The sequence below is a fragment of the Pandoraea faecigallinarum genome, assembly GCF_001029105.3.
In the GTDB taxonomy this organism is placed as follows: Bacteria; Pseudomonadota; Gammaproteobacteria; order Burkholderiales; family Burkholderiaceae; genus Pandoraea; species Pandoraea faecigallinarum.
The window spans coordinates 4,534,254-4,560,294 of the sequence record NZ_CP011807.3 but is presented as its reverse complement, the minus strand read 5'-3'; the positions used below and the strand labels follow the sequence as shown (position 1 = coordinate 4,560,294).

Annotated in this window: 25 protein-coding genes and 1 tRNA gene; 10 read left to right on the top strand and 16 right to left on the bottom strand. The window is 62.9% G+C overall.

What is annotated here, in order from left to right; genetic code table 11:
- Positions 1-65 precede the first annotated feature (65 nt).
- The 10 genes from AB870_RS20050 to AB870_RS20005 all read right to left on the bottom strand — a co-directional run bounded on the left by AB870_RS20050 (position 66) and on the right by AB870_RS20005 (position 9,540).
- On the bottom strand, positions 66-1,532 hold the full coding sequence (locus AB870_RS20050; RefSeq protein WP_157112225.1) for an IS1182 family transposase: 1,467 nt from the start codon (positions 1,530-1,532) through the stop codon (positions 66-68).
- A 105-nt stretch (positions 1,533-1,637) separates the two neighbouring features.
- Positions 1,638-1,832, bottom strand: coding sequence for a DNA gyrase inhibitor YacG (gene yacG, locus AB870_RS20045; protein WP_047906039.1), 195 nt, complete (start codon positions 1,830-1,832; stop codon positions 1,638-1,640).
- Between the two features lie 4 nt (positions 1,833-1,836).
- Positions 1,837-2,592: a cell division protein ZapD gene (gene zapD, locus AB870_RS20040; protein ID WP_047906038.1), complete on the bottom strand. Its 756-nt coding sequence runs from the start codon at positions 2,590-2,592 to the stop codon at positions 1,837-1,839.
- A gap of 164 nt (positions 2,593-2,756) precedes the next feature.
- Positions 2,757-3,371 carry a dephospho-CoA kinase gene (coaE, locus tag AB870_RS20035; protein WP_047906037.1) on the bottom strand — a complete coding sequence of 205 codons (615 nt, stop codon included), beginning with the start codon at positions 3,369-3,371 and terminating at the stop codon, positions 2,757-2,759.
- Entirely contained in the window at positions 3,368-4,270 is a 903-nt protein-coding gene (locus tag AB870_RS20030) for a prepilin peptidase (RefSeq protein WP_047906036.1), read from the bottom strand. The genes coaE and AB870_RS20030 overlap by 4 nt, the downstream gene beginning before the upstream one ends.
- Positions 4,267-5,493, bottom strand: coding sequence for a type II secretion system F family protein (locus AB870_RS20025; RefSeq protein ID WP_047906035.1), 1,227 nt, complete (start codon positions 5,491-5,493; stop codon positions 4,267-4,269). Before AB870_RS20025 ends, AB870_RS20030 begins: the two co-directional genes overlap by 4 nt.
- A gap of 60 nt (positions 5,494-5,553) precedes the next feature.
- Entirely contained in the window at positions 5,554-6,705 is a 1,152-nt protein-coding gene (locus AB870_RS20020; protein WP_237169992.1) for a GspE/PulE family protein, read from the bottom strand.
- 284 nt (positions 6,706-6,989) lie between these two features.
- A complete protein-coding gene (locus tag AB870_RS20015; RefSeq protein WP_084663923.1) occupies positions 6,990-8,285 on the bottom strand; it encodes an HlyC/CorC family transporter in 1,296 nt (431 codons plus the stop codon).
- A 229-nt stretch (positions 8,286-8,514) separates the two neighbouring features.
- A tRNA-Pro gene (locus AB870_RS20010) sits at positions 8,515-8,591 on the bottom strand.
- Positions 8,592-8,610: 19 nt separating this feature from the next.
- Positions 8,611-9,540 (bottom strand): polyprenyl synthetase family protein, encoded by a 930-nt coding sequence (locus tag AB870_RS20005; RefSeq protein ID WP_237170147.1) that lies wholly within the window; start codon positions 9,538-9,540, stop codon positions 8,611-8,613.
- A 327-nt stretch (positions 9,541-9,867) separates the two neighbouring features.
- Between AB870_RS20005 and rplU the strand changes: the two genes are divergently transcribed.
- The 4 genes from rplU (at position 9,868) to proB (ending at position 13,045) form a co-directional block, all read left to right on the top strand.
- Complete coding sequence (rplU, locus tag AB870_RS20000) at positions 9,868-10,179, top strand: 50S ribosomal protein L21 (RefSeq protein ID WP_010803930.1); 312 nt, start codon at positions 9,868-9,870, stop codon at positions 10,177-10,179.
- 28 nt (positions 10,180-10,207) lie between these two features.
- Complete coding sequence (gene rpmA, locus AB870_RS19995; protein WP_010803931.1) at positions 10,208-10,468, top strand: 50S ribosomal protein L27; 261 nt, start codon at positions 10,208-10,210, stop codon at positions 10,466-10,468.
- Between the two features lie 151 nt (positions 10,469-10,619).
- The gene (gene cgtA, locus AB870_RS19990; RefSeq protein WP_047906031.1) at positions 10,620-11,750 is read left to right on the top strand and encodes an Obg family GTPase CgtA; all 1,131 of its coding nucleotides are present in this window, start codon (positions 10,620-10,622) and stop codon (positions 11,748-11,750) included.
- Positions 11,751-11,911: 161 nt separating this feature from the next.
- A complete protein-coding gene (proB, locus tag AB870_RS19985) occupies positions 11,912-13,045 on the top strand; it encodes a glutamate 5-kinase (protein ID WP_047906030.1) in 1,134 nt (377 codons plus the stop codon).
- Between the two features lie 110 nt (positions 13,046-13,155).
- Here the strand turns inward: proB and AB870_RS19980 are convergent, their stop codons facing one another.
- The 3 genes from AB870_RS19980 to AB870_RS19970 all read right to left on the bottom strand — a co-directional run bounded on the left by AB870_RS19980 (position 13,156) and on the right by AB870_RS19970 (position 16,102).
- The gene (locus AB870_RS19980; protein WP_157112225.1) at positions 13,156-14,622 is read right to left on the bottom strand and encodes an IS1182 family transposase; all 1,467 of its coding nucleotides are present in this window, start codon (positions 14,620-14,622) and stop codon (positions 13,156-13,158) included.
- A gap of 147 nt (positions 14,623-14,769) precedes the next feature.
- A complete protein-coding gene (locus AB870_RS19975) occupies positions 14,770-15,345 on the bottom strand; it encodes a CNP1-like family protein (RefSeq protein WP_053059452.1) in 576 nt (191 codons plus the stop codon).
- Between the two features lie 85 nt (positions 15,346-15,430).
- Entirely contained in the window at positions 15,431-16,102 is a 672-nt protein-coding gene (locus AB870_RS19970; protein ID WP_084664225.1) for an RNA pyrophosphohydrolase, read from the bottom strand.
- Between the two features lie 214 nt (positions 16,103-16,316).
- Between AB870_RS19970 and AB870_RS19965 the strand changes: the two genes are divergently transcribed.
- Both AB870_RS19965 and AB870_RS19960 read left to right on the top strand, forming a co-directional pair.
- Positions 16,317-18,053 (top strand): proline--tRNA ligase, encoded by a 1,737-nt coding sequence (locus tag AB870_RS19965; RefSeq protein ID WP_047906029.1) that lies wholly within the window; start codon positions 16,317-16,319, stop codon positions 18,051-18,053.
- Between the two features lie 149 nt (positions 18,054-18,202).
- Positions 18,203-18,796 (top strand): MarC family protein, encoded by a 594-nt coding sequence (locus AB870_RS19960; RefSeq protein WP_047906028.1) that lies wholly within the window; start codon positions 18,203-18,205, stop codon positions 18,794-18,796.
- Between the two features lie 126 nt (positions 18,797-18,922).
- Here AB870_RS19960 and AB870_RS19955 read toward each other — a convergent pair whose 3' ends face one another.
- The 3 genes from AB870_RS19955 to ffh all read right to left on the bottom strand — a co-directional run bounded on the left by AB870_RS19955 (position 18,923) and on the right by ffh (position 22,588).
- The gene (locus AB870_RS19955; protein WP_157112225.1) at positions 18,923-20,389 is read right to left on the bottom strand and encodes an IS1182 family transposase; all 1,467 of its coding nucleotides are present in this window, start codon (positions 20,387-20,389) and stop codon (positions 18,923-18,925) included.
- Positions 20,390-20,592: 203 nt separating this feature from the next.
- Positions 20,593-21,141: a hypoxanthine-guanine phosphoribosyltransferase gene (locus AB870_RS19950; RefSeq protein WP_047906027.1), complete on the bottom strand. Its 549-nt coding sequence runs from the start codon at positions 21,139-21,141 to the stop codon at positions 20,593-20,595.
- A gap of 82 nt (positions 21,142-21,223) precedes the next feature.
- On the bottom strand, positions 21,224-22,588 hold the full coding sequence (gene ffh / locus AB870_RS19945) for a signal recognition particle protein (RefSeq protein ID WP_047906026.1): 1,365 nt from the start codon (positions 22,586-22,588) through the stop codon (positions 21,224-21,226).
- 122 nt (positions 22,589-22,710) lie between these two features.
- Here ffh and AB870_RS19940 point away from each other — a divergent pair, with 122 nt between their 5' ends.
- The 4 genes from AB870_RS19940 (at position 22,711) to ampD (ending at position 25,684) form a co-directional block, all read left to right on the top strand.
- Entirely contained in the window at positions 22,711-23,595 is an 885-nt protein-coding gene (locus AB870_RS19940) for a cytochrome C assembly family protein (protein WP_047906025.1), read from the top strand.
- A 6-nt stretch (positions 23,596-23,601) separates the two neighbouring features.
- Entirely contained in the window at positions 23,602-23,898 is a 297-nt protein-coding gene (locus AB870_RS19935) for a PP0621 family protein (RefSeq protein ID WP_047906024.1), read from the top strand.
- A gap of 217 nt (positions 23,899-24,115) precedes the next feature.
- Positions 24,116-24,628, top strand: a complete 513-nt coding sequence (locus AB870_RS19930; RefSeq protein WP_044457135.1) for a DUF1269 domain-containing protein — start codon at positions 24,116-24,118, stop codon at positions 24,626-24,628.
- 456 nt (positions 24,629-25,084) lie between these two features.
- Positions 25,085-25,684, top strand: coding sequence for a 1,6-anhydro-N-acetylmuramyl-L-alanine amidase AmpD (ampD, locus tag AB870_RS19925; protein ID WP_047906023.1), 600 nt, complete (start codon positions 25,085-25,087; stop codon positions 25,682-25,684).
- The last annotated feature ends 357 nt before the right edge of the window (positions 25,685-26,041 follow it).

The window sequence follows — 26,041 nt, the reverse complement described above, 5'->3', positions numbered from 1 at the left end:
GCACCCTTGGGTGCCTCAGATTGCTGACGAACCCCTCGTTTTTCGGAGCGAGGGGTTTTTGGCTTTTAGGCAAGGGCGAATGGGCAGCGTAAGGGCGCGCACATTGAGAGACAAGCCCTCAGGACGCTCATGAGCCACCGAAACGGGCGCCAGAGGTACGAACGCTCGCCTAAACGCGCCCGTAGGCGCGCCACCAGCATCGCAATTTTCTTGATGTTCTGCGCCGCCGCAGCCAACAAGCACTGCTCGGCCACCTTGCGCAGCCCGCGCATGCGCGCATAGCGATGCCCATGCAGTTGCTTGGCATCGGCGAAGCTGCGTTCCACCGTCTCCTTGCGCCGCGCGTAAATGCGTCGCCCCCACTCGCTCAGCCGCCTCGCATCCACCCGCTCCTTGGCGCGCTCCCAGACATGGCGCGTCACCACCTTCACCGCGTTGGCACTGTTCGTGCACTGTGCTCGTACCGGGCAGCACCGGCATATCCGAGCATCGGATTTGTATTCCCGATAGCCGAGCCGGTTAGTCGTGCTGTACGGCAGCGCCTGTCCCTGCGGGCACACGTACTCGTTGCGGTACGCGTCGTACTGGAACTGCCGTTTGTAGAACAGCCCCGGCTTGTGGTTCGGCGTGCGATAGCCCATCACCCCGGCAATCTCCCGCTCCTCGAGCCCCTGGCACACCGCCGGCGTGAAGTAGCCAGCATCCAGCCCCACCGCTTCCACCTTGAACTCGAAGCGCTCGCGCTGTCGATCCAGCCGCTCCAGATACGGCTGGCTGTCGTGCACCGAGGCCGGCGTCACATGCGTATCGGTGATGATCGCGTGCTTCGCGTCCACCGTGCGGTGGTCCAGATAGAAGAACCCCTTCGGCTTGTCGTCCCGCACCATGTAGCCGCTGTCCGGATCGGTCCGGCTAATCTTGGTGTCCTTGCTCGACGGCGGCTCATCGCCGTCGCGATTCAGCGGCTTCTTGCCATGCGCGGCCCGGTCCGCATCCACTGCCGCATTGAGCTTCTCCAGATAGGCCGCAGGCGTCTGTTCCAGCTTTACCACGTCGAATTTGTTCTTGTTCGCGTTGGCTTTCAGGTGCGTGCTGTCGGTGTACAGCACCCGGCCATCGACCAGACCACGGCCCATCGCCTGGCGCACGATCTCGTCGAAGATCTCCTGATACACCGTCGTGTCCGTGAAGCGTCGGCGGCGATTCTGTGAGAACGTCGACGCATCCGGCACCTTGTCGGTCAGCCGAAACCGGGCGAACCACCGATAGGCGACGTTGACCTGGACCTCGCGCATCAACTGCCGCTCACTGCGCACTCCAAACAGGTAGCCGATGAACAGCAGCTTGAACATCACCACCGGATCGAGCGCCGGACGACCGTTGTCTGCGCAGTACAGATGCGCGACCTTTTCGCGGATGAATTCGAAATCCACTGCCGCGTCGATCTGGCGCAGCAGGTGGTCCTTCGGCACGAGTTCCTCGAGCGTCACCATCTCGAGTTCGTGCTGCGTGGGCGTCGGGATCTTTAGCATCCTGCTATTAAAAAACAAAACCCTCGCACTTGGCGAGGGTTTGTCAGCAATCTGAGGCACCCTTGGGTGCCTTTTCCTTTGTGCCGGCCGCTGTGTAGCCGCCGATCAGCGCTGTGTCGGGTCGAGCGGCGATTCCTGCGACGGATCTTCCGGCGATTCGGCCGGGATTGTGTACTTCTCCGCCGCCCACGCGCCCATGTCGATCTGCTTGCAGCGCTCCGAGCAGAACGGGCGGAATTTGGCCTGCGGCTCCCAAACCACCTTCTTGCCGCAGGTCGGACAGTTCACGACACTCGTCATCGTCTTACAGATTGCAAAGGGTCAGCAGGAACGGCACGTCGCTGTCGACCGGACGCGGCTTCAGATCACCGTCCTGCGTCGTGAAACGTACCCACAGCATGTACTTGTTCGCGCTCGCTTCCGGAATTACGCGAAGGTCCGCCGCGACACGCACCTGCATCAACTGATACACACGGCCGGTGAGCATCTGCTGATAGCTGCCTTGCTGCGCCATGGCCTTGCTCGCGTGGCCGGATTCTCGCGCAAGTCCGAGCACGATACCGATGGCGTCACGAATCGGGAACAGCGGGCCGATCCACTTGTCGATGTCGTGACGTCGCTGCTCGGCGTCGTTATGGCGCCACGCGTAATACGACGGCAGGTCGAAGCGGCATGTACCACCGGGAATCACGGATCGGCTGCGAATGCTGGCAAGCCATTCGTTGTCGTTCAGATGCTGGCCGGGCTTGCCGGGAATCTGGTTGAGGTTCGCGATCGCGAGTTCGACTTCGCCGATGAATTGTTCGAGCGCGTCGGAGGCGATATCGGGATTGCCGCGATAGGTTTGCAGCGTCTGACGTTGCCGGTCGAGTTCCTTGACCAGTTCGTTCTTCAGATCGGTGCGACCCGCGATGTCGGCAATTTCGAACATCGTGATCAGGGCCGCGTGGTGATCTAGCGGCTGCTCCTGTCCGACGAAAAAGGCAAAACGCCCGAACAGCTCTTCTAGCCGAAGCAGCGTGCGAATGCGTTCGTTGAGCGGATATTCGTACAGGATCAAGCGCGTTGGCCCAAAAGTTGGCGCTTTTCAGCGTAATGGCGACATTCTAATGCGGGAATCTGTCGGGGTGCAACGCGAGTCGGCGCTCAATCGGGGACAGCATGCGAGACTTCTGCACGAAACGCCCGCCAACCTCACTTTTTCCGATGCGTCGCCCGCGACGCTTATTCGCCCCCGGTCTGCCTGACCAACTGAAGATAGGCCGCATGCAGGCGGTCGACTTGCGGCGCGAGCGGCGCGTCGTGCACATCGTTATCGATGACGTCGTCCGCCGCAGCGAGGCGCTGTGCGCGAGAGGCCTGACGGGCCATGATGGCCTGCACCTGCTCCCGGGTGAATCGGTTGCGCGACATGACGCGTGCGATCTGCGTCTCTTCCGTGCAGTCGACGACGAGCACGCGCTGGACGCGCGTTTTCCATGTGCCCGATTCGACCAGCAACGGCACCACGAAAATCAGATAGGGCCCTTCGGCTTCGGCGGCCGCCCGCTCGCATTCCGTGCGGATGAGCGGATGGGTGATGGCCTCCAAACGTGCTTTCGCTGCATCGTCGGTGAACACCGCTTCGCGCATGCGGGCGCGGTCGAGCGAGCCATCCGGCGCAACGAACGCGTCGCCGAACTCGCGGCGAATCGCCGGCATCGCAGCGCCCCCCGGGGCAGTGATGCCGTGCGCGATGGCATCGGTATCGATGATCGTAATACCGTGCGTGGCGAACAGATTGGCAACGGTCGTCTTGCCGCTGCCGATGCCGCCGGTCAGGCCGATGGCGTACGTCATGGAGTTCCTCCGATCCAGAGCATCAGGCCATCGCCGCCAAAGAGCGTGACGACGCCTGCGACGGCGAGAAAGGCGCCGAAAGGAAACATCTGGTCGCTGCGCAGCCGTCCCATCACCCACGCGCTGCCGGCGAAAACAATGGCGAGGACGCACGCGACCAGCAGAATCTGGGGCAGCGCTGTCCAGCCGAACCAGGCCCCCAGCGCCGCAAAAAGTTTGAAGTCGCCAAAGCCCATGCCTTCCCGGCGACGGATCCACCAGTACACCCAGTACATCGCCCAAAGACTCGTATAGCCGGCGGCGGCCCCGATAACGGCTGACGGCAAGGCCGCGAACCAGTGGCCGAGATTACAGAGCAGTCCGGCCCAGAGCAGCGGCAGCGTGAGAATGTCGGGCAGCAACTGTGTGTCGTGGTCGATGTAGGCGAGCGCGACAAGTGTCCAGACGAGACCGAGTGCGCCAATGCTCTGCCACGTCGGTCCGAAGCGCCATGAGATGGCCGCACTGAGTGCACCGGTGAGCAGCGCGAGCCGCCAGCGACGCGGTGGCGGGGCCTCCGTCAATGCCGTCGGCAACTCGGTTGCGCCGACGCCGGAATCCTTCGCTGAAGATGCGAGTACAGGCGCAGTGGCGCGCGCGTGTAATCCGGTGAGCAGCGATGCGGAGGAAGCCGATGTCCCGGAAAGCGAACCGGGAGCCACGCCTTCCGGGGTTTCGGTGGCTTGCAGTTCCTCGAGCCACGCGCGTTCGATGGCCGCCGGTACGCGCCGCACGACGACATCGAGTAGCAGCCCTCCCACCACGCCCGCGACCGCGAAGATTGCAAGACGCCAGTGCGGCGCCAGCTGTGCGAGCCAATCGACCAGAAGCAGCTCAGCGTAGCCGTCGAGGGCATTCATGCGACACCGTATCCGAGTTGGAACATCGGCAGATACATGGCAAGGACCATGCCGCCGATGAGCAGGCCGAGAAATGTAATCATCATGGGTTCCAGCATCGCGCAGGTGCTGACCAGCGCCTGCGATGCCTCTTCGTCGAGCAGACCTGCGGCCTGATTGAGCATGCGCCCGAGTGTACCCGATTCCTCCCCTATCACGGCCAGTTGCGCCACGGCCAGAGGCCAGCGCGCGTCGGCCTCGAGCGCCGTTGCCAGCCGGGCACCACGCGTGACCTTCCGGTGCACTTCATGCGCGGCCTGCTGCATGACGAGGTTGCCGCAGGCACCCGCGGCGGCGTCCATGGCGTCCGGCAGGGCAACCCCGGCATCGAGCAGCGTGCCCAGCGTTCGGGCCCAGCGGGCCGCGCTCATCATGCGGATGATCCCGCCCGCGCGCGGCAAGCACAGTATCCAGCGGTCCCGCTGGCGCCGCACCCGGATGCTGCGTCTCACGGCCATCGCGGCGATCAGGCCGATGGCACCGACACTCGCGAGTATTCCCGGCCCCTGACTCACGGACGCTCGCGAGAGATCGATCAACCCGCGAGTCAGAGGAGGTAATGGCATGCCCCCGCCAGCGGCGCTCGCGAACAGGCGCTCGAACTCCGGAATCACCCATTGCAGCAATGCGACGACAACCGCAAGCGCCACGGCCAGCACGGTCAGCGGGTAGGCGAGGGCGCGTTGCAATTTGTCCCGTACGCCCCGCGCATGATCGTAATGCGCGCCAAGACGCGCCAACGTTGGTCCGAGCTGACCGCTCAGTTCCGCAGCGGCGATCAGTTGGCAATCGACGCTACCGAATCGACGGCTGGCGCGCGACATTGCCGACGCCAGCGGGTGCCCCATCGCCACATCCTGTGCAATCTCGGAGGCCAGGCGTTTGAGCCCGCGCGTATGTGCGCCGCGCGCCATTACGTCTAGTGCGGCGCTTAACGGTACACCGGCGCCGAGCAAGGTGGCGAGGCGACGGACGAGGTCCGTGGCGTCCGCGGACCGGGTACGCGCGGCAGGCGCACGTCGGCGTCCTGCTGCCAGATGCGTAATCGTCATCTGCGGATACTGCTGGCGCAGCGCCAGCCGCGCCGCCGCCTCGCCGAGTGCGACGATATCGCCGCGTCGACGCTGGCCGTCTGCGTCGCGACCTTGCCAGTGCCACTGGCGTGATCGGCCTATTCGGGACATAGGACGCGCTCCGTGCGGGCGATCTGCCAACGCCGTCGGCCATTCCCCCTCGACCCCAAATCAGACGGGCGTGGTTGCATCGACATCCTCCTGGGCGACGGTGCCGGCGTCGGCGTGCCACTGTCCCGACTCACGCAACGTCATGACGCCTTCGCTGCGTGCCTGCGCCGCGAGTTCGTGCGGACTGCGCGCCTGCGCGATGTTAACGGCTTGCGTGGCACTGATCGGCATAACCTGAAACGCACCGATTCGTCCCGCGAAACCGCTGCCGTGGCAGCGCATGCAGAGATCCGGCGAGCCGGCTTCGCTGTGAACGGCATGGCGCGGTTCGCACCCGGCAGGGCAGCGGCGTCGCAGCAGTCGCTGCGCACTGACGAGCAACAGCGTCGACGAAAGATTGAATGGCGCGACGCCGAGATCGAAGAGGCGTGCGAGCGTGCTTGGCGCGTCGTTGGCGTGAACCGTGGCAAATACCAAATGGCCGGTTTGCGCCGCTTGCACGGCGATCTCCGCGGTCCGGGCATCGCGTATCTCACCGACCACGAGAACGTCCGGGTCCTGTCGAAGAAAGGCGCGCAGCGCGGTGGCGAAGTCGAGTCCGGCGCGTTCGTTGAGATTGACCTGTGTCACGCCCGGCAAGCGAATTTCCACCGGGTCTTCGATGGTGACGATATTGCGTGACGTGTCGTTGAGGCGTCGCAGGCAACTGTATAGCGAGACGGTCTTGCCGCTGCCGGTGGGGCCGGTCATCAGAATCATGCCGTGCGGACGTGCAATCGCTTGTGTGAGCGCGAGGTATTGGGCCGGTGTGTAGCCGAGACCTTCAAGCGAGAGCGGCACCTTGGCGCCGTCGAGCAATCGCACCACGAGCTTCTCGCCGTGCAATGTCGGCAGTGCGCTCACACGGCACTCGACCGGCTCGCTGGCCTCGCGCCACACGAGTCGTCCGTCCTGTGGCAAGCGCTTCTGCGCGATGTCCAGATTCGCGAGAATCTTCAGTCGCGAGACGAGCATATCGCGCCAGGGCAGTGGCACGTCGCGATGTTCCTGCAAGCGGCCATCGATTCGCAGCCGAACGCGAAAGCGCTGTGCCATCGGTTCGAAATGCACGTCGGAAGCCCCTGCGCGAACCGCGTCGTTCAGAATATGTTCGAGGCATTGCAGCGCGGAGGTGGCGGCAATGCCGGGGGCGGGAGGTCCTGAAGATGGCATCGGGAAGGGATCTCGTGCCGACGACGAAGCGTGACCAGAGGCGGCGGTTGAGTGTGGCATGACGGGGTTTGGCGAGAGCTGCGTGAAGCTTCAGTCTCGTCGTAACCTTGCGACGACTCAATCGGAATAACCCGAAAAATGGAGGGGGGTGACGGGCAGTGAGCGAGGGCGGCGCGATCGTGTCACGTCGATCGTGAATCGTTGGCGCTACCGTCGCGTCCCTTATGCGTCCCTTATGTGTCCCCTATGTGTCCTTATGCGAGCCCATGTGCACCTATGCGCGTCTATGCGCCGTGAGGGGCGGGATGCGCGCCGGGCTTGAACAGCCGGACCGTCTTGATGGCCTGATTGTCGATCTGCACGATTTCCATGCGCAGCCCGTCTATCTCCAGGCTGACGGCGGCTTCCGGAATTTCGCGCAGCACTTCGAGAATCAAGCCGTTGAGCGTCTTGGGGCCATCGGTCGGCAGATGCAGCCCCAGGCGACGATTCAGGTCGCGCAGTCCGACACCGCCACCGACGAGACAGTCGCCTTCGGCCGTCCACCCCGAACGACTGCCACCGGTACCCGGCACGCTCGTCGTAAATTCGCCGATGAGTTCTTCGATGATGTCTTCGGTCGTCACAAGCCCTTCGACTTCGCCGTATTCGTTGACGACCAGTCCCACGCGACGATGGTTTTCCTGGAAATACTGCAACTGACGCAGCGCCGGTGTATCGCTCGGAATGAAGTACGGGTCGACGAGCAGCGCGCGTAACGTATCCACGGTGATGTCGTCCGGGTGACGCAGAGCGGAAAGCGTACGGCGTACCGGGAGAATCCCGACGATGCGGTCGATGTCGCCGTCGTAGACGGGCAATTTGTTGTGATAGCAGGTCTCGAGCTGAGAGAGGATCGTGTCGAGCGGCGCTGAGATGTCCAGTGCCTCGATGCGTGCGCGCGGCACCATCACGTCATCGACGGCGATGTTTTCGAGATCCAGCAGGTTGAGCAGCACGCTGCGCGGCTTGGTCGGCATGTAGTTGCCGGCTTCAAGCACGATGGTGCGCAGTTCTTCGGTCGTCAGACGCGCTTCGCTCGCCGCGCGGCGCGTGTCGATACGCAGCACGCGCAACATACCGCGCACGAAGCTGTTGAGCACCCACACGAGCGGCGTGGCCACGGCGACGATGGGTTTGAGCGGCGTGCTGACCGACAGGGCAATGCGGTCCGGATACGTTGCGCCGACGATCTTTGGAGCGATCTCCGCAAAGATGATGATGAGCAGCGCGATCACCGCAGTGGCGATGGACAGCGTGATGGCATCGTTGCCGAAGTAGCGCACCGCAATCGACGTGGTGAGCACCGGCACAACCGTGTTGATGACGTTATTGCCGACGAGAATCGTCGAGAGCAGATCTTCGGTGCGCGAGAGCAGCCCTTGCGTGGACCTGGCGCCATGCACGTTCATGCGCACGAGATGTTTCAGACGATGGCGATTGAGCGCCATCATGCTCGTCTCGGAAATGGAAAAGAATCCCGAGCAGACGATCAGGAAGGCGACGGCGCAAATCTGCGCCCATAAGGGCAAGGCGTCCAAGCTTTTAGATGCGCATTGAGCGCAGGGGGTGGCAACGAGATGCCACTATATCAGAGCGGATCGTGCCCTCAGCGCGCCAACGTACTGATCGGCGAGCGCATCGCCAGGATGCGACGGAGTACCAAGCGTGCGGCGATGGAGAGAATCCGGCCGCGAAAATAAAAAACCGACGGACAAGGCCGTCGGTTTTTTTGCTCCGCGTAACGTAAAGTCAACGCAAAGTAAATCCTGGTCGGGGTGAGAGGATTCGAACCTCCGGCCTCTACGTCCCGAACGTAGCGCTCTACCAGGCTAAGCTACACCCCGCTTCGATACTGCTACTTCGCTAAGTGCGTCGCGCTATCGAGTAAGAACATAATTCTAGCAGGCTATTTTTGTAATGGGAAGGGGGAAGTGCAGAAATTGTTTGTGCAGCCGCGTCTGCCTCTTCCTTGGCCCGCGCCAACGTGTAATCGAGCGCGCCCGTACGCGTGATGGCAGCGAGGATGGGTTCGAACTTGTCGGTGCCGCCGTTCTCGATGGCTTCACGCACGAGCGCGCGTTCTTCGTCCGTACCGTGCTGAAGCACATGGATCAGCGGTAGCGTCGGTTTGCCTTCCCGCAAATCGTCGCCGGCGTTCTTGCCCATCGCGTCGGTGTCGCCGGCGTAGTCCAGCCAGTCGTCCATCAACTGGAAGGCGGTGCCCAGACGTCCACCGTATTCGCGCACGGCCGCTTCAGTCTGCGCATCGGCGTTGGCCAGCACGGCAGCCAACTGGGTGGCCGCTTCGAACAGCGTTGCCGTCTTGTATTTGATGACCTGCAAGTAACGCGCTTCGTCCACATCCGGATCGTGCATGTTCAGCAGTTGCAGCACTTCCCCTTCGGCGATCACGTTGGTCGCGCGCGCCAGGATCTGCATCACGCGCATGTTGTCCACGCTCACCATCATTTCGAAAGAGCGCGAATACAGGAAGTCGCCGACCAGCACCGACGCCGCGTTGCCAAACAGCGCATTGGCGGTCTGCTTGCCGCGACGCAGGTCGGATTCGTCGACGACGTCGTCGTGCAGCAGCGTGGAGGTGTGAATGAATTCGATGACCGCGGCCAGCTCGTAGCGCGCCGGTGAGCTCACGCCCAGCGCGCCGGACACGAGTAGCAGCAATGCCGGACGCAGCCGTTTGCCGCCCGAATTGATGATGTACTCCGAGATCTGATTGATCAGGACCACCTCGGAGGCCAGCCGGTGGCGGATAAGCTGGTCGACGGCACGCATGTCGTCGGCGATGGCGGCCAGTACGTTCTGGGAAGAAGTCGAAGCAGTCAAGACAAGGCTCGGGTGAGGAAAAATTCGCCCCAAATTATATAGTGGGCGCGGCGACTTTCGGGCACCAGGGCCGCGGAATGACTGGCGTCATGGAAGTCTTTGACGCAAAAGGAGAAAGTCTGTATAATCCCCGGTTTTCGTGCGCGCATTCGTTGCGCCTGGTCCGAAAATACTTCGGTATGACGGCCCCGCGGCGGTGCGATGGCCGGTAAGTCGAGTCCTTTCGGGACCCTCGGTCTGCGCGGAAATTCTCTTGTTTATGAGTGAGGTTCAACAATGTACGCGGTCATAAAAACCGGCGGTAAGCAATATAAGGTTGCTGCTGGCGAAAAGCTCAAAGTAGAACAGATACCGGCTGACATTGGCGCTGAAATCACCATCGACCAGGTTCTCGCCGTTGGCGAGGGTGAATCGATTAAGTTCGGTGCGCCGTTGGTCAGTGGGGCTTCCGTCAAGGCTACCGTTATCGCCCAGGGTCGTCACCCCAAGGTGAAGATTTTCAAGATGCGCCGTCGCAAGCACTACCAAAAGCGTCAAGGCCATCGCCAAAACTACACCGAGCTGCGCATCGACAGCATCAACGGCTAATCGATCGAGCTAGGTAAGGAGTTAAGTCATGGCACACAAAAAAGCAGGCGGATCGTCCCGTAACGGCCGCGATTCCGAGTCGAAGCGCCTTGGCGTGAAGGTGTACGGCGGTCAGGCGATCCTGGCTGGCGGCATCATCGTTCGCCAACGTGGTACTCGTATGCATGCTGGCGAAAACGTCGGCATCGGTAAGGACCACACGCTGTTTGCACTGGCCGACGGTCACGTGCAGTTCGCCGTCAAGGGCGCAGCGAAGAAGCAAGTGGTTAGCGTGGTGCCGGCAGCGTAAGCTAAGCCTTTTGCCACCAAAAGGCTCCGCTCTCATGCGGAGCCTTTTTTGTTTGTCCCGCCAGCGTGCCGCGAACCTGTCGCGCCCGGAGCGGGGCATTGAACAGTATTCAGGATCGTCTGCGGACGGTCGTTAAGCGGGGCGGACCCACATGAAATTCATTGACGCAGCACGAATCGAGGTGATCGCCGGGAACGGCGGCAACGGCTCGGCATCGATGCGCCGTGAGAAGTTCGTGCCGTTCGGCGGACCTGACGGCGGCGACGGCGGTCGCGGCGGCAGCGTGTTTGCCGTGGCGGATCGCAACATCAACACCCTGATCGATTACCGTTATTCGAAGAAGCATCTGGCGAAGAACGGTGAATCCGGTCGCGGCTCGGATTGCTACGGCAAGGGCGGAGACGACATCTTCCTTCGCATGCCGGTCGGCACCATCATCACCGACATGGACACCGGCGAGACTATCGCCGACCTGACCGAGCATGGTCAGGAAGTCGTGCTGGCGCAAGGCGGTGCGGGCGGTCTGGGCAATCTCCACTTCAAGTCGAGCACGAACCGCGCGCCCCGTCAGAAGACGGACGGCAAGCCCGGTGAGCGCCGCATGCTCCAGCTAGAGCTCAAAGTGCTCGCTGACGTCGGCCTGCTTGGTATGCCCAACGCAGGCAAGTCGACGTTTATCGCGTCGGTGTCGAACGCGCGTCCGAAAATCGCGGACTATCCGTTCACGACGTTGCATCCGAACCTGGGCGTGGTGCGTACTGCGCCGGGCAAGAGCTTCGTGATCGCCGACATTCCGGGCCTGATCGAAGGTGCCGCGGAAGGCGCCGGACTCGGCCACCAGTTCCTGCGCCACTTGCAGCGTACCGGCTTGTTGCTCCATATCGTGGACATCGCGCCGTTCGACGAAGGAGTCGATCCGGTGGCGGAGGCCAATGCCATCGTTCTCGAACTGCAAAAGTACGACGAAGCGCTGTTCCAGAAGCCGCGTTGGCTGGTGCTCAACAAGGTGGACATGGTGGCGGAAGCGGAGCGCGCTGAGCGCGTGGCAGATTTCAGGAAGCGCTTCGGCTGGGACGGCCCGACCTTCGAGATCTCCGCCTTGACGGGCGAGGGCTGCGAGAAGTTGTGCCTGGCGGTGCAGGAGTATCTGTATCAGCAACGCGGCGCCGTCGAAGAGGCGATCGAAGACGCTGCCGCAGACCCGCGCTTCCGCGCCGGCAGTGCGGCTCCCGTCGCCGAAGACGCACCACAAATCCCAACGGACGACGCGCCAAAGGCGTAAACTCCACATCACTCAAACGCTGGCGCCGACGTTTCGGACATCGCGCGCCTACGCCAGCGATCCGGCTGCTGCGGCCAGATGAGGGACGGACCGGTGCGCCGCGTCGTCCCCGCCCGCAGCGGCCCCGTCTTCCCAATACATCCGCAGGAGAATCCAGTTCCATGCGTTCGGTCATCGCCGATGCCAGGCGGCTCGTGGTGAAAGTGGGTTCCAGTCTCGTGACCAACGACGGTCGCGGGCTGGACGATGTTGCCATTGCGCGTTGGGCGCAGCAGATCGCCGCGTTGCGGCACGGGGGCGATGGGCGACCGCCAAAGCAGGTTGTGCTCGTGAGTTCGGGCGCAATCGCCGAGGGTATGCAGCGTTTGGGGTGGGCGCGCCGCCCGAAAGCCATCGATGAATTGCAGGCCGCCGCCGCCGTGGGCCAGATGGGACTCGCACAGGTCTATGAGACCCGCTTTGCCGAGCATGGCGTGCGAACGGCACAGATTCTGCTCACGCATGCCGATCTGGCCGATCGCGAACGCTATCTGAACGCGCGAACGACGTTGCTCACGTTGTTGCGTCTCGGCGTGGTGCCCATCATCAACGAGAACGACACGGTCGTGACCGACGAAATCAAGTTCGGCGACAACGATACACTCGGAGCGCTCGTCACGAACCTGATCGATGGCGATGCGCTCGTCATCCTTACCGACCAGTCGGGCCTCTATACCGCCGATCCGCGCAAAAATCCGGACGCCGAATTCGTGCACGAAGCCGAAGCGGGAGACGAACGTCTCGAGGCGATGGCCGGCGGTGCGGGCACCAATATCGGCCGTGGCGGCATGCTGACCAAGATTCTGGCAGCCAAGCGCGCAGCGACGAGCGGCGCGCACACGGTGATCGCGTCGGGCCGGGAGGCGGATGTGCTGGTGCGTCTGGCCGGCGGCGAGGCCATCGGCACGCAGCTCGTGGCACGCACGGCAGTCCTCACCGCCCGCAAGCAGTGGATGGCCGACCACCTGCAAGTGCGTGGCCGTGTCGTGATCGACGCGGGTGCGTGCAAGAAGCTGATGGAAGAGGGTAAGAGTTTGCTGCCGATCGGCGTCATCGACGTCGAAGGCACGTTCGCGCGCGGCGAGGTCATCGCGTGCGTGGACGAGGCCGGCCATGAGGTCGCGCGCGGGCTGTCGAATTACAGCGCGTCGGAGACGCGTCTGATTCGCCGCCACCCAAGCAGCGACATCGAGCAGGTGCTGGGTTTCGCGAACGAGCCGGAGCTGATTCATCGCGATAACCTGATCGTGCGCTGAGCTTCGCGCATTGCGTCGAGGGCGGTCAGAGGGTAAAAAACGCCGGTTTCGTGACCGGCGTCAGATTGCTGACGAACCCCTCGTTTTTCGGAGCGAGGGGTTTTTGGCTTTTAGGCAAGGGCGAATGGGCAGCGTAAGGGCGCGCACATTGAGAGACAAGCCCTCAGGACGCTCATGAGCCACCGAAACGGGCGCCAGAGGTACGAACGCTCGCCTAAACGCGCCCGTAGGCGCGCCACCAGCATCGCAATTTTCTTGATGTTCTGCGCCGCCGCAGCCAACAAGCACTGCTCGGCCACCTTGCGCAGCCCGCGCATGCGCGCATAGCGATGCCCATGCAGTTGCTTGGCATCGGCGAAGCTGCGTTCCACCGTCTCCTTGCGCCGCGCGTAAATGCGTCGCCCCCACTCGCTCAGCCGCCTCGCATCCACCCGCTCCTTGGCGCGCTCCCAGACATGGCGCGTCACCACCTTCACCGCGTTGGCACTGTTCGTGCACTGTGCTCGTACCGGGCAGCACCGGCATATCCGAGCATCGGATTTGTATTCCCGATAGCCGAGCCGGTTAGTCGTGCTGTACGGCAGCGCCTGTCCCTGCGGGCACACGTACTCGTTGCGGTACGCGTCGTACTGGAACTGCCGTTTGTAGAACAGCCCCGGCTTGTGGTTCGGCGTGCGATAGCCCATCACCCCGGCAATCTCCCGCTCCTCGAGCCCCTGGCACACCGCCGGCGTGAAGTAGCCAGCATCCAGCCCCACCGCTTCCACCTTGAACTCAAAGCGCTCGCGCTGTCGATCCAGCCGCTCCAGATACGGCTGGCTGTCGTGCACCGAGGCCGGCGTCACATGCGTATCGGTGATGATCGCGTGCTTCGCGTCCACCGTGCGGTGGTCCAGATAGAAGAACCCCTTCGGCTTGTCGTCCCGCACCATGTAGCCGCTGTCCGGATCGGTCCGGCTAATCTTGGTGTCCTTGCTCGACGGCGGCTCATCGCCGTCGCGATTCAGCGGCTTCTTGCCATGCGCGGCCCGGTCCGCATCCACTGCCGCATTGAGCTTCTCCAGATAGGCCGCAGGCGTCTGTTCCAGCTTTACCACGTCGAATTTGTTCTTGTTCGCGTTGGCTTTCAGGTGCGTGCTGTCGGTGTACAGCACCCGGCCATCGACCAGACCACGGCCCATCGCCTGGCGCACGATCTCGTCGAAGATCTCCTGATACACCGTCGTGTCCGTGAAGCGTCGGCGGCGATTCTGTGAGAACGTCGACGCATCCGGCACCTTGTCGGTCAGCCGAAACCGGGCGAACCACCGATAGGCGACGTTGACCTGGACCTCGCGCATCAACTGCCGCTCACTGCGCACTCCAAACAGGTAGCCGATGAACAGCAGCTTGAACATCACCACCGGATCGAGCGCCGGACGACCGTTGTCTGCGCAGTACAGATGCGCGACCTTTTCGCGGATGAATTCGAAATCCACTGCCGCGTCGATCTGGCGCAGCAGGTGGTCCTTCGGCACGAGTTCCTCGAGCGTCACCATCTCGAGTTCGTGCTGCGTGGGCGTCGGGATCTTTAGCATCCTGCTATTAAAAAACAAAACCCTCGCACTTGGCGAGGGTTTGTCAGCAATCTGACGCCGGTTTCGTGACCGGCGTTTTTTTCGGTGATGCGCTCGCGCCGACGTCGGCGGGGGCGCCGGAGGGACATCGTCCCGCCGGTTGGGAGCTCAACGATAGGCGGCGGGCGTTGTCGGATAACGCAGGTTCTGCACGATGTCCTTGGCGGTGCCGTACGGGGTCTTGTCCTGGCAGAGGAAATCGCGATAGAGAATGCCCTGATAGGCGGTCGAACCGTAAGGCTTGATCGGGCGCCATTCGCTGTTGCGCGCCGGCACCCAGGTGCCGTCCGGGCGGCCGGTGGCATACAGACGCGATTCGAACGTCGCGCAGTGCATGCCTTCGTACGAGACGTTGCGCGCGCCTTCCTTGCTGCGGATAACGGCGACGTAACGAATCACACCGTCTTCACGCGTGACTTCGATGGACTTCGCGTCGATGGCGTAATCGAGCGACGAATTGGGCAGCGTGGGGAAGCTGATCAGATCGGCGTCCTGCGGCGCGGCGGTCGGCAGCTTGAATTCCGCTTCCTTCCATTTGCCCTTGTTTGCCTCCTGTTGAGCCAGGTATTCGTCAAAGTCCTGAACGGGCTGCGACGTGCTGCTGCAAGCGGAGATCAGCGCGAGCGCGGCCAGACCGACGAGCGTGACCAGGCGCGGAGCGCGGCGGGGAAGGGAAGGACGCATGGGAATGTGGTCGAGAGTTCGAAAGAAAGCGGGCGCGGGCGTGATGCCCGCGTCCGGTGATGAGACAGCCCGGCAGCCACCCGGTTCAGTGGTCCCGGCGGTGCTGGACGTCGACATTGTCAGCGTTACCTGCATTGGCAGCCGGTTCGGTCGTACCGCTGCAGTCGCCGCTGCCGAAGTTGTCGTTCTGCCCCTGCGATGCGTCGGTGGCACCCGGCGGCATTTCGCCCACGCGTGCCCCGGCGCGCGGAAACCGCCGCCGGTCCTGCTGGGCACGGGCGGCCGAGCGCCGCAAATAACGCGAGAGTTCGTTCAGTGCGAGTTGATAGACCTCGCGCTTGAACTCGATCACCGCGTCGAGCGGCACCCAGTATTCGTTCCAGCGCCAGGCGTCGAACTCCGGATGATCGGTGGCGCGAAGGCAAATATCGCAGTCGCGACCGACCATGCGCAGCAGGAACCAGATCTGTTTCTGGCCCCGGTAATGTCCGCGCACTTCGCGTTTGATGAACTTGTCCGGCACCTCATAACGCAGCCAGTCGCGTGTGCGACCGATGATTTTGACGTGTTCTGGCTTTAGCCCGGTTTCCTCGTGCAATTCTCGGAACATGGCCTGTTCCGGCGTTTCGCCGTACTTGATGCCGCCTTGCGGGAACTGCCAGGAGTGCTCGCCCAGCCGCTTGCCCCAGAACACTTCATTGCGTGCGTTTAAGAGGATGATGCCGACGTTCGGGCGAAAGCCTTCACGGTCCAGCATACAACCACCCTTGAATCCTTTAAAATTGTTTCGATTATAAACAGATAATCACCGGCGCGGCGGCCGGCGGCGGCTCGGGTAACCGGGGCGGCGCGTACGGCCGGCGGGAGTCTCAGGGGCTGCGAAGACATCATCGTGCGCCCCGGCCTCGCCCCGGCGCAGCCGACCGAACCGCCGCGTGCGCCGTTGACCCTATTTTTTCCCGGAAATCTGCATGAAAGCCTCTCGTTTCTTCATCGGCACCCTCAAGGAAGCTCCCGCCGACGCCGAAATCGTCAGCCACAAGCTGATGATGCGTGCCGGCATGATTCGTCGCGTTGCCGGCGGTATCTATGATTACCTGCCGATCGGCCTGCGCTCGATCCGCAAGGTCGAAGCCATCGTCCGTGAAGAAATGAATCGCGCCGGTGCGCTGGAGTTGCTCATGCCGGCTGTGCAGCCGGCGGAACTGTGGCAGGAGTCGGGCCGCTGGGTGAAGTACGGTCCGGAACTGCTGCGCCTGAAAGACCGTAACGAGCGCGAATTCGTGGTCGGTCCGACCCACGAGGAAGTCGTGACGGACATCGCGCGTCGCGAGATCAAGAGCTATCGCCAACTGCCGGTGAACTTCTATCAGGTGCAGACGAAGTTCCGCGACGAAATCCGTCCGCGTTTCGGCGTGATGCGCGGGCGCGAATTCATCATGAAGGACGCCTACTCCTTCGACAAGGATCGCGCCGGTCTGCAAGTGTCTTACCAGAAGATGTTCGATGCCTACGTGCGCATCTTCACCCGTCTGGGGCTCGAATTCCGTGCGGTGATGGCCGACAACGGCTCCATCGGCGGGTCGGGCTCGCATGAATTCCACGTCATTGCCGAAACCGGTGAAGACGCCATCGCCTATTGCCCGACGTCGGACTATGCCGCGAACGTGGAAATGGCCGAGGCGCTGCCGCCCCAAGGCGAGCGTGCCGCACCCACCGAAGCGATGACGAAGACGGCGACGCCGGGCAAGGCCAAGTGTGAAGCGGTCGCCGAATTGCTCTCGATTCCGTTGCAACGTACGGTCAAATCGATCGTGCTGGCCACCGACGACGAAGCCGGCACGACCCTCTGGTTGTTGTTGCTGCGCGGCGATCACGACCTCAACGAGATCAAGGCGAGCAAGGTGCCGGGGCTCGCGGAGTTGCGTTTTGCCAGCGAGGCGGAAATTGTCGAGTGGTTCGGCACACCGCCGGGCTACCTCGGCCCGATCGGTACGAAAAAGCCGGTGAAGCTCGTGGTCGACCGCAGTGTGGCGCATATGAGCGACTTCGTCGTCGGGGCGAACGAGAAGGACTTCCACATCACGGGCGTGAACTGGGGCCGCGATCTGCCGGAGCCGGAAGTCGTGGCCGATCTGCGCAACGTCGTGCCGGGCGACGCCTCGCCGGACGGCAAGGGTGAGATCGCGCTGTGCCGCGGCATCGAAGTCGGTCACGTGTTCCAGCTGGGCACGAAATATTCGGATGCCATGAACGCCACCTTCCTCGACGAGACCGGCAAGCCGGCACCGATGGAAATGGGCTGCTACGGTATCGGCATCACCCGGATTCTCGGTGCGGCCATCGAGCAGAACTTCGACGAACGCGGCATCATCTGGCCGGAAGCGATCGCGCCGTTCGAAGTGGTGCTTTGCCCGATGGGCTACGAGCGCAGCGACGCGGTGCGCGCTGCCGCCGACAAGCTGTACGAAGAACTGCTTGCCGCTGGCATCGACGTGATTCTCGACGACCGTGGCGAGCGTCCGGGGGTCATGTTCGCCGACTGGGAACTGATCGGTGTGCCGCATCGCGTGGTGATCGGCGAGCGTGGCCTGAAGGAAGGCAAGATCGAGTATCAGGGCCGTCGCGACACTGAAGCCCAACTGCTCGACGCCGCCGGCGTCGCTGATGTCGTGGCCGGCAAGGTGCGCGCTGCCAAGGGCGTCTGAACGGCGGCGGGGTGACGCCGTGCCGATGCGCATCTGCACGGCGTCACCGCACCTAGCTGCCTAGCTGCCTCGCTTCGAACGGCATTACCTGACGGCAGTCGCTTCGGCGGCTGCCGTTTTACGTCTGTGATCTGGAAAGCGTCGTTCGTATGGAATATACGTTTGCGTCGGCCACCGTACTGCTGCTGCTCATTACCGATCCGTTCGGCAATATCCCCATCTTCGTGAATGCGCTGAAGAACGTGCCGGCCAGCCGACGCTCGCGCGTGATTCTGCGGGAGGTATTGATTGCATTCGCGATCCTGCTGATCTTCATGCTCGTTGGCGAGCGTTTCCTGCGCATGATGAGTCTCACCGACCTGTCGTTGCAATTGGCGGGCGGGATCGTGCTGTTCCTGATTGCGTTGCGGATGATCTTTCCTCGCCCGGACAGCGGTTCGTTACCGGATGCCGGCGAGCCGCTCATCGTGCCGCTCGCGATCCCGGCGCTGGCCGGCCCGTCGGCGCTCGCGACCGTCATGCTGCTCGTCTCGCAGCAGCCGGGACGCATGCTCGAATGGATGACAGCGCTAAGCGTGACGATGCTCGTTTGCGCGATCGTGCTGCTGCTTGCCGATCGCATCGAGCGGTGGCTGGGCTCGCGCGTGGTGGCTGCGTTCGAGCGCCTCATGGGGCTGATTCTGGTGGCGATCTCGGTCGAGATGATCCTCAAGGGCGTGAAGATCTTCGTCCACCAGTTCTGATCCCGGCCCATGCGAGCGAAGGCGTGGGAGCGCAGCGCACGTCGGCGCAAAAGAAGAGGGACCCGGAGAGGGTCCCTCAGATTGCTGACGAACCCCTCGTTTTTCGGAGCGAGGGGTTTTTGGCTTTTAGGCAAGGGCGAATGGGCAGCGTAAGGGCGCGCACATTGAGAGACAAGCCCTCAGGACGCTCATGAGCCACCGAAACGGGCGCCAGAGGTACGAACGCTCGCCTAAACGCGCCCGTAGGCGCGCCACCAGCATCGCAATTTTCTTGATGTTCTGCGCCGCCGCAGCCAACAAGCACTGCTCGGCCACCTTGCGCAGCCCGCGCATGCGCGCATAGCGATGCCCATGCAGTTGCTTGGCATCGGCGAAGCTGCGTTCCACCGTCTCCTTGCGCCGCGCGTAAATGCGTCGCCCCCACTCGCTCAGCCGCCTCGCATCCACCCGCTCCTTGGCGCGCTCCCAGACATGGCGCGTCACCACCTTCACCGCGTTGGCACTGTTCGTGCACTGTGCTCGTACCGGGCAGCACCGGCATATCCGAGCATCGGATTTGTATTCCCGATAGCCGAGCCGGTTAGTCGTGCTGTACGGCAGCGCCTGTCCCTGCGGGCACACGTACTCGTTGCGGTACGCGTCGTACTGGAACTGCCGTTTGTAGAACAGCCCCGGCTTGTGGTTCGGCGTGCGATAGCCCATCACCCCGGCAATCTCCCGCTCCTCGAGCCCCTGGCACACCGCCGGCGTGAAGTAGCCAGCATCCAGCCCCACCGCTTCCACCTTGAACTCAAAGCGCTCGCGCTGTCGATCCAGCCGCTCCAGATACGGCTGGCTGTCGTGCACCGAGGCCGGCGTCACATGCGTATCGGTGATGATCGCGTGCTTCGCGTCCACCGTGCGGTGGTCCAGATAGAAGAACCCCTTCGGCTTGTCGTCCCGCACCATGTAGCCGCTGTCCGGATCGGTCCGGCTAATCTTGGTGTCCTTGCTCGACGGCGGCTCATCGCCGTCGCGATTCAGCGGCTTCTTGCCATGCGCGGCCCGGTCCGCATCCACTGCCGCATTGAGCTTCTCCAGATAGGCCGCAGGCGTCTGTTCCAGCTTTACCACGTCGAATTTGTTCTTGTTCGCGTTGGCTTTCAGGTGCGTGCTGTCGGTGTACAGCACCCGGCCATCGACCAGACCACGGCCCATCGCCTGGCGCACGATCTCGTCGAAGATCTCCTGATACACCGTCGTGTCCGTGAAGCGTCGGCGGCGATTCTGTGAGAACGTCGACGCATCCGGCACCTTGTCGGTCAGCCGAAACCGGGCGAACCACCGATAGGCGACGTTGACCTGGACCTCGCGCATCAACTGCCGCTCACTGCGCACTCCAAACAGGTAGCCGATGAACAGCAGCTTGAACATCACCACCGGATCGAGCGCCGGACGACCGTTGTCTGCGCAGTACAGATGCGCGACCTTTTCGCGGATGAATTCGAAATCCACTGCCGCGTCGATCTGGCGCAGCAGGTGGTCCTTCGGCACGAGTTCCTCGAGCGTCACCATCTCGAGTTCGTGCTGCGTGGGCGTCGGGATCTTTAGCATCCTGCTATTAAAAAACAAAACCCTCGCACTTGGCGAGGGTTTGTCAGCAATCTGAGGGACCCGGAGAGGGTCCCTTTCGCGTTTCAGTCCGGCGCGGGGTGATTCGACGAGGTGAGTGGGTTGGACGCGCCAGGGGGCGATGTCCTGTCCAGGCCGCGCCGGCCGCCCAAAGTCGCCTGGGGCGCCCGAACTGCCTGAATCGCTTAGCGCGGCGTCGTCAGCGCGCGAATGGCGGGCAGGTTGCGCCAGTAACCCTTCGCGTCCATGCCACAACCGAAGACGTAGCGATCCGGCACGGTAAAGCCACAGAAATCCGGATGCGACGGCTTTTCTTTCGTCAGCAGCTTCTCGCAGAGCACGGCGCTGTAGAACTTCGATGCGCCCATCTCCAGAATGCGGTCACGAATCGCGGCCATGGTGGCGCCTTCGTCCAGGATGTCGTCGAGCACGAGGACCACACGATCACGCACCGAGTCGCGCGGCGCCACACGCCACTGCATCGCACCGCCGGTGGTGGTGTTGTTGTAGCGCGAGAGGTGGATGTAATCGAATTCGAGCGGGAAGTCCAGGCGCGGCAGGAGCATGCCGGTGAAGACGGCGGCGCCGCCCATGACCGACAGCACCATCGGAAATTCGTCGCCAATGGCCTCCTTGATGGCCTTGGCCATGGTGTCGACGGATCGGTTGACTTCGTCGGCGGTGACGATTTCTTCGGAATTACGGAATACTTCGAGGGCTTCTTCGCGGTTCATATGGGGCGACCCTGTGGAACGGTGTTGCGGGGGAATCGAGGTCTGGCAAGGCCGTGCGAGGCCGGATGCCATCGGACGCGGATCAGCGCATCCCAGGCATCATGCCCTTCATGCTGCGCATCATCTTCATCATGCCACCGCCTTTGAGTTTCTTCATCATGGTGCGCATCTGGTCGTATTGATTGAGCATGCGGTTGACTTCCTGTACCTGAACGCCCGCGCCGGCGGCAATGCGGCGCTTGCGGCTCGCCTTGATCAGTTCGGGCTTGGCGCGCTCGGCGGGCGTCATCGAATTGATGATGCCCTCCATGCGGCGCACCTGCTTCTCGGCCTGGTCCATGTTCGTCTGGCTCGCCGCCGCCTGGAACTGGGCGGGCAGCTTGTCCATGAGCGACGACAGGCCGCCCATCTTCTTCATCTGACCGATTTGCGCCTTGAAGTCGTTCAGATCGAAGTCACCGCCTTTCTTGACCTTGTCGGCGAGCTTCTGCGCGGCCTGAACGTCGACGCCGCGTTGCGCTTCCTCGACCAGAGCGAGAATGTCGCCCATGCCGAGAATCCGGTTCGCCATGCGGTCCGGGTGGAAGACTTCGAGGCCATCGAGCTTTTCGCCCACACCCACGAACTTGATCGGTTTGCCGGTGATGTGACGCACCGACAGCGCGGCACCGCCGCGCGAGTCGCCGTCGAGCTTGGTAAGGACCACGCCGGTGAGCGGCAGCGCCTCGTTGAAGGCGCGGGCGGTATTCACGGCGTCCTGACCCAGCATGGCGTCGACGACGAACAGCGTTTCGATCGGTTTCAGTTCGGCGTGCAGGGCGCTGATTTCCTGCATCATCGCTTCGTCGATACCCAGACGGCCGGCCGTGTCGACGAGGAGCACTTCGTGGTGATGGCGACGCGCCCAGTCGACGGCCGCACGCGCGATGTCGACCGGCTTCTGATCGGGTTGGGACGGGAAGAAGTCGGCATCGACCTGCTTCGTGACCGTCTCCAGCTGGGCGATAGCGGCGGGACGGTAGACGTCGGTGGAAACCGTGAGTACTTTCTTCTTCTGGGCACGCAGCAGTTTGGCGAGCTTACCGACGGTGGTCGTCTTGCCCGCGCCCTGCAAACCGGCCATCAGAATGATGGCGGGCGGGGTCGTAGCCAGATTGAGTTCGGCGGCGCGGCCTTCGTAATCGCCGCCCATGAGGGCAGTGAGCTCGCGCTGCACCACGCCGACGAGGGCCTGACCCGGCGAAAGGCTGGAAATGACTTCCTCACCGAGGGCCTTTTCCTTCACTTTGGCGATGAAATCGCGCACCACCGGCAGCGCGACGTCGGCCTCGAGCAGGGCGAGGCGCACTTCGCGCAGCATTTCCTGCGTGTTGGCCTCGGTCAGCCGGGCTTCGCCGCGCAGCGTCTTGACGACTTTGGCAAGCCGCGTAGTGAGATTGTCGAGCATGAAACGTATCCTGTAAGACCCGCAGCGGCCTTGTTTGCCCGCCTCCCTGCCGTCTCATGGGCTGTTGACGGTGGTGACAAGCACGGCAGCGCGCCCCTCTTGGGCTGGTGTAAACTTCAAACATGACTATTTTACTGTATGCGCTGACCGCCATCCTCTACGCCGGGCTGGCGGTTTGCTCGTGGCACGGTTACCGGCGCGACGCCGCGCTCGCTCTCGCGGGCGGGCAGATCGCGCCTGCGCCTGTCGCAGGCACGCCCTCGCGCTGGCCGATGCAGCTTTCGCTGTTCGTCGTGCTCGTGTTGCATGGGGTGCTGCTGCATCAGACCATCTTCCGCGCGCAGAGCATGCACTTCGGTTTCGCATACATGCTCTCGGCCATGTTGTGGCTCTCGGTCGGCATCTACTGGATCGAAAGCTTCTTCTTTCCGCTCGACAGCCTGCGGCTGATGGTCACACCCGTGGCCGCCGTCGCCTGTGTGCTGCCCATGGTTTTTCCGGACGTGCGCATTCTCGGCTTTGCGGCCGATCCGATTTTCAAGGCGCATTTCATCATCGCCAACATGGCCTATGGATTGTTCGCGCTGGCGGCGCTGCACGCTTTGCTGATGATCTATGCCGAGCGCCAACTGCATCCGTCGCGCAGCAGCGAGGCGACAGGCTGGCTGTCGCGCTGGCTCGAGACGCTGCCGCCGCTGCTCACGATGGAGAAATTGCTGTTCCGCCTCATCGGCGCCGGCTTCGTGCTGCTCACGCTCACGCTGATCTCGGGCGTGATGTTCTCCGAGGCGCTTTTCGGGCGCGCAGTACGTATCGATCACAAGACCGTGTTCGCCGTGGTGTCGTGGCTGATGTTCGGCGCGGTGCTGCTCGGCCGGCATTTTTACGGGTGGCGCGGCAAGGTCGCGCTGCGTTGGGTTCTGGCGTCGTTCGTGGCGCTGTTGCTGGCGTATGTCGGTTCTCGCTTCGTGCTTGAGGTGGTGCTGCATCGCATGACGGAGACTTGAAGCGCGATGCGCAATATCCTGCTGTTACTGTTGCTCTTGATTGCCGGGACGTGGTGGATGCGTCACAACGAGCGCAAGCGCAATGCCGGGCGCCCGGAACACAATGAACGCATGCGCACGTCGCCCGGCGGCGATGGCCGCACCGCGGCGCGTCAGTCGCTGCCGCCCGCCGAGTGCATGGTGCGATGCAGCGAATGCGACACCTATCTGCCCGAGAGCGAGTCCGTCGCCGGTGCGGGCGGTAAGCATTTTTGCAGCGCCGCGCATCGCGAGGCGTACGCGGCGCGCGAACACCGCGTCTGAGTCCCGTTGCGCGGCTCGCCCGCGCAGCGTTGGCATCTCGCCGTGCCTCATCGCGCATCTTCCTCGTCTACCGTCATCGACTGCGTGGTTTGCGCCCGGCGCCCAAACGGGCGCGGCGGCTTGCGCATGACTGCCGCATGCACTAAAACACAGTTACCGACCTCGCCTATAAGAACGACAACGAAAGGGCGTGACGACAGGAGGGCGCAATATGCTAATGCGCAGACGGATGTATTTCCTTCTTCCCGATCTGGCCAGTGCCCAGCGCACGATGAGCGACTTGTTGCTCGCCCGTATCGAGGAGCGTCACATCCACTTCATGGCACGTGACGAAATGGATCTGGAGGGACTGCACGAGGCTAACCTGCTACAGACTTCCGATATCGTGCACGGCGCAGAAGCCGGGCTCGTGATCGGCGGCTTCTGTGGTCTGGCGGTCGGTGCGGTCGCCGCGTTTTTCCCCATCGTGGGCACGCGTCCCCAGTGGGAACTGATGATCGTGACCGCACCGCTCGGCGCGCTGTTCGGCGCCTGGGTGTCGAGCATGATCGGCGTCTCGGTACCGAACTCGCGGCTCAAGGCGTTTCGTGAACCGATGGAGCGCGGCATGATCCTGCTGATGGTGGACGTGCGCGAGAGCCGCGTCGACGAGATTCGCGACATGCTCAAGGAACACCACCCCGAGGCCCATATGGAAGGGGTCGAGGCGGCGATCCCGGCGTTCCCGTGATCGGGGACGACCTCGGGGTCAGTGCGGGAGAGGGTTTTACCGGCCGGCAACGGCCATTGGCGCCGCCCCTGTGAGCGGCGCGGGATGGTGTGCGTGCCTTGCAGGCGATGCACGGCACGACAGCGGCGCCATCCCCGGGCGTGGACACGCCCACGGAAGCCTCTCGGCCAGGAACGGCGAGAGGCTTCTTCTTTGGGAATTCTCCTTTTATTTTTTTGGCTTGTTTCAGACGATGCCCCACGTGACACTGGTCGTATGTCGACTTGCCGGACGGTCCGCGCACCGGGCCGGTCACCGGCGACGTCACGCCAAGTGGGCTACAATGCCACCCCTCGCTCTACGGGAGTTCGCTGTGCCCGTCATGCCCCAGTCATCTGCGTCCCCTAATGTTTTGCTCCGCTCGTGCTGCCTGTTGACCGGATACGGCGCAAGCGCGTTGCCTGCGCGAGGTGGCGCATGAACGCGCCGGATCCGCTGCCGGTCTTCACGCTCGATCCCGAAGGTTGGGTACGGGAAGCCGAGCGTCTGCCGTCGCCGAATTTCGACGCTCGCCCGCAGGGCATGCCGGTCGGTCTGCTCGTCGTGCACAACATCTCGTTGCCGCCAGGGCAGTTCGGCGGCAATGAGATTCCCGCGTTCTTCCAGAACCGTCTCGATCACGATGCGCATCCGTTTTTCGATGAGATTCGCGGCGTGCACGTCTCCTCGCATTTTCTGGTGCGGCGAGATGGTGCGTTGCAACAGTTCGTGTCGTGCGATGCGCGGGCCTGGCATGCGGGCGCGTCGTCCTTCGAGGGGCGCACGCGCTGTAACGATTTTTCGATCGGCGTTGAAATGGAAGGCACCGACGACCTGCCGTTTACCGCGGCGCAGTACGTCACGCTGGCGGCGCTCACGCGCGTGTTGCGTGAGCATTATCCGATTCAAGCCGTGGCCGGGCATGCCGATATAGCACCGGGCCGGAAGACGGACCCGGGGCCGCATTTCGAGTGGCAGCGGTTGCGCCGGATGGCCGCGTTGGAACCCGAAACGTTGCCGTTTCAGGCAAACGATTAACCCTCACCGAAGGGCAGGTTTTGCTTGACACGAAGACGGCGCGGGCCTTCCCGGGACACAAATTTTTGATTTTGCGGAGTGCGTCATCTCCACTATACTTAGTGCCAATCCGGCCACCGACCACTACATATAGTGGTCAGTGATGGGAAGCAAGATCCATCAATACCGTGCTTGCCCCGCGGCGTTTTGTGGGGCGGTACAGCAGCAAAGCCGTGCAGCGGACACCTCGAACCCTTGGCCGTCCGTCGGTCGTGCGGTGTTCAGCACTTCGCTCCATCGGCGCCCCCAGGGCGCACTTTTTGCCGACTCGGTACTTCGTATTCGCTGGTGGAAGTGCGCTAACAGCACCATCTCATT

Bases quoted from the DNA above. Each gene is read 5' to 3' on its own strand.
- AB870_RS20050 (WP_157112225.1), bottom strand. From the start codon at position 1,532: ATGCTAAAGATCCCGACGCCCACGCAGCACGAACTCGAGATGGTGACG.
- yacG (WP_047906039.1), bottom strand. From the start codon at position 1,832: ATGACGAGTGTCGTGAACTGTCCGACCTGCGGCAAGAAGGTGGTTTGG.
- coaE (WP_047906037.1), bottom strand. From the start codon at position 3,371: ATGACGTACGCCATCGGCCTGACCGGCGGCATCGGCAGCGGCAAGACG.
- AB870_RS20030 (WP_047906036.1), bottom strand. From the start codon at position 4,270: ATGAATGCCCTCGACGGCTACGCTGAGCTGCTTCTGGTCGATTGGCTC.
- AB870_RS20025 (WP_047906035.1), bottom strand. From the start codon at position 5,493: ATGTCCCGAATAGGCCGATCACGCCAGTGGCACTGGCAAGGTCGCGAC.
- AB870_RS20020 (WP_237169992.1), bottom strand. From the start codon at position 6,705: ATGCCATCTTCAGGACCTCCCGCCCCCGGCATTGCCGCCACCTCCGCG.
- AB870_RS20005 (WP_237170147.1), bottom strand. From the start codon at position 9,540: ATGCGTGCCGTCGACCAGCTTATCCGCCACCGGCTGGCCTCCGAGGTG.
- rplU (WP_010803930.1), top strand. From the start codon at position 9,868: ATGTACGCGGTCATAAAAACCGGCGGTAAGCAATATAAGGTTGCTGCT.
- rpmA (WP_010803931.1), top strand. From the start codon at position 10,208: ATGGCACACAAAAAAGCAGGCGGATCGTCCCGTAACGGCCGCGATTCC.
- cgtA (WP_047906031.1), top strand. From the start codon at position 10,620: ATGAAATTCATTGACGCAGCACGAATCGAGGTGATCGCCGGGAACGGC.
- proB (WP_047906030.1), top strand. From the start codon at position 11,912: ATGCGTTCGGTCATCGCCGATGCCAGGCGGCTCGTGGTGAAAGTGGGT.
- AB870_RS19980 (WP_157112225.1), bottom strand. From the start codon at position 14,622: ATGCTAAAGATCCCGACGCCCACGCAGCACGAACTCGAGATGGTGACG.
- AB870_RS19975 (WP_053059452.1), bottom strand. From the start codon at position 15,345: ATGCGTCCTTCCCTTCCCCGCCGCGCTCCGCGCCTGGTCACGCTCGTC.
- AB870_RS19970 (WP_084664225.1), bottom strand. From the start codon at position 16,102: ATGCTGGACCGTGAAGGCTTTCGCCCGAACGTCGGCATCATCCTCTTA.
- AB870_RS19965 (WP_047906029.1), top strand. From the start codon at position 16,317: ATGAAAGCCTCTCGTTTCTTCATCGGCACCCTCAAGGAAGCTCCCGCC.
- AB870_RS19960 (WP_047906028.1), top strand. From the start codon at position 18,203: ATGGAATATACGTTTGCGTCGGCCACCGTACTGCTGCTGCTCATTACC.
- AB870_RS19955 (WP_157112225.1), bottom strand. From the start codon at position 20,389: ATGCTAAAGATCCCGACGCCCACGCAGCACGAACTCGAGATGGTGACG.
- AB870_RS19950 (WP_047906027.1), bottom strand. From the start codon at position 21,141: ATGAACCGCGAAGAAGCCCTCGAAGTATTCCGTAATTCCGAAGAAATC.
- ffh (WP_047906026.1), bottom strand. From the start codon at position 22,588: ATGCTCGACAATCTCACTACGCGGCTTGCCAAAGTCGTCAAGACGCTG.
- AB870_RS19940 (WP_047906025.1), top strand. From the start codon at position 22,711: ATGACTATTTTACTGTATGCGCTGACCGCCATCCTCTACGCCGGGCTG.
- AB870_RS19935 (WP_047906024.1), top strand. From the start codon at position 23,602: ATGCGCAATATCCTGCTGTTACTGTTGCTCTTGATTGCCGGGACGTGG.
- AB870_RS19930 (WP_044457135.1), top strand. From the start codon at position 24,116: ATGCGCAGACGGATGTATTTCCTTCTTCCCGATCTGGCCAGTGCCCAG.
- ampD (WP_047906023.1), top strand. From the start codon at position 25,085: ATGAACGCGCCGGATCCGCTGCCGGTCTTCACGCTCGATCCCGAAGGT.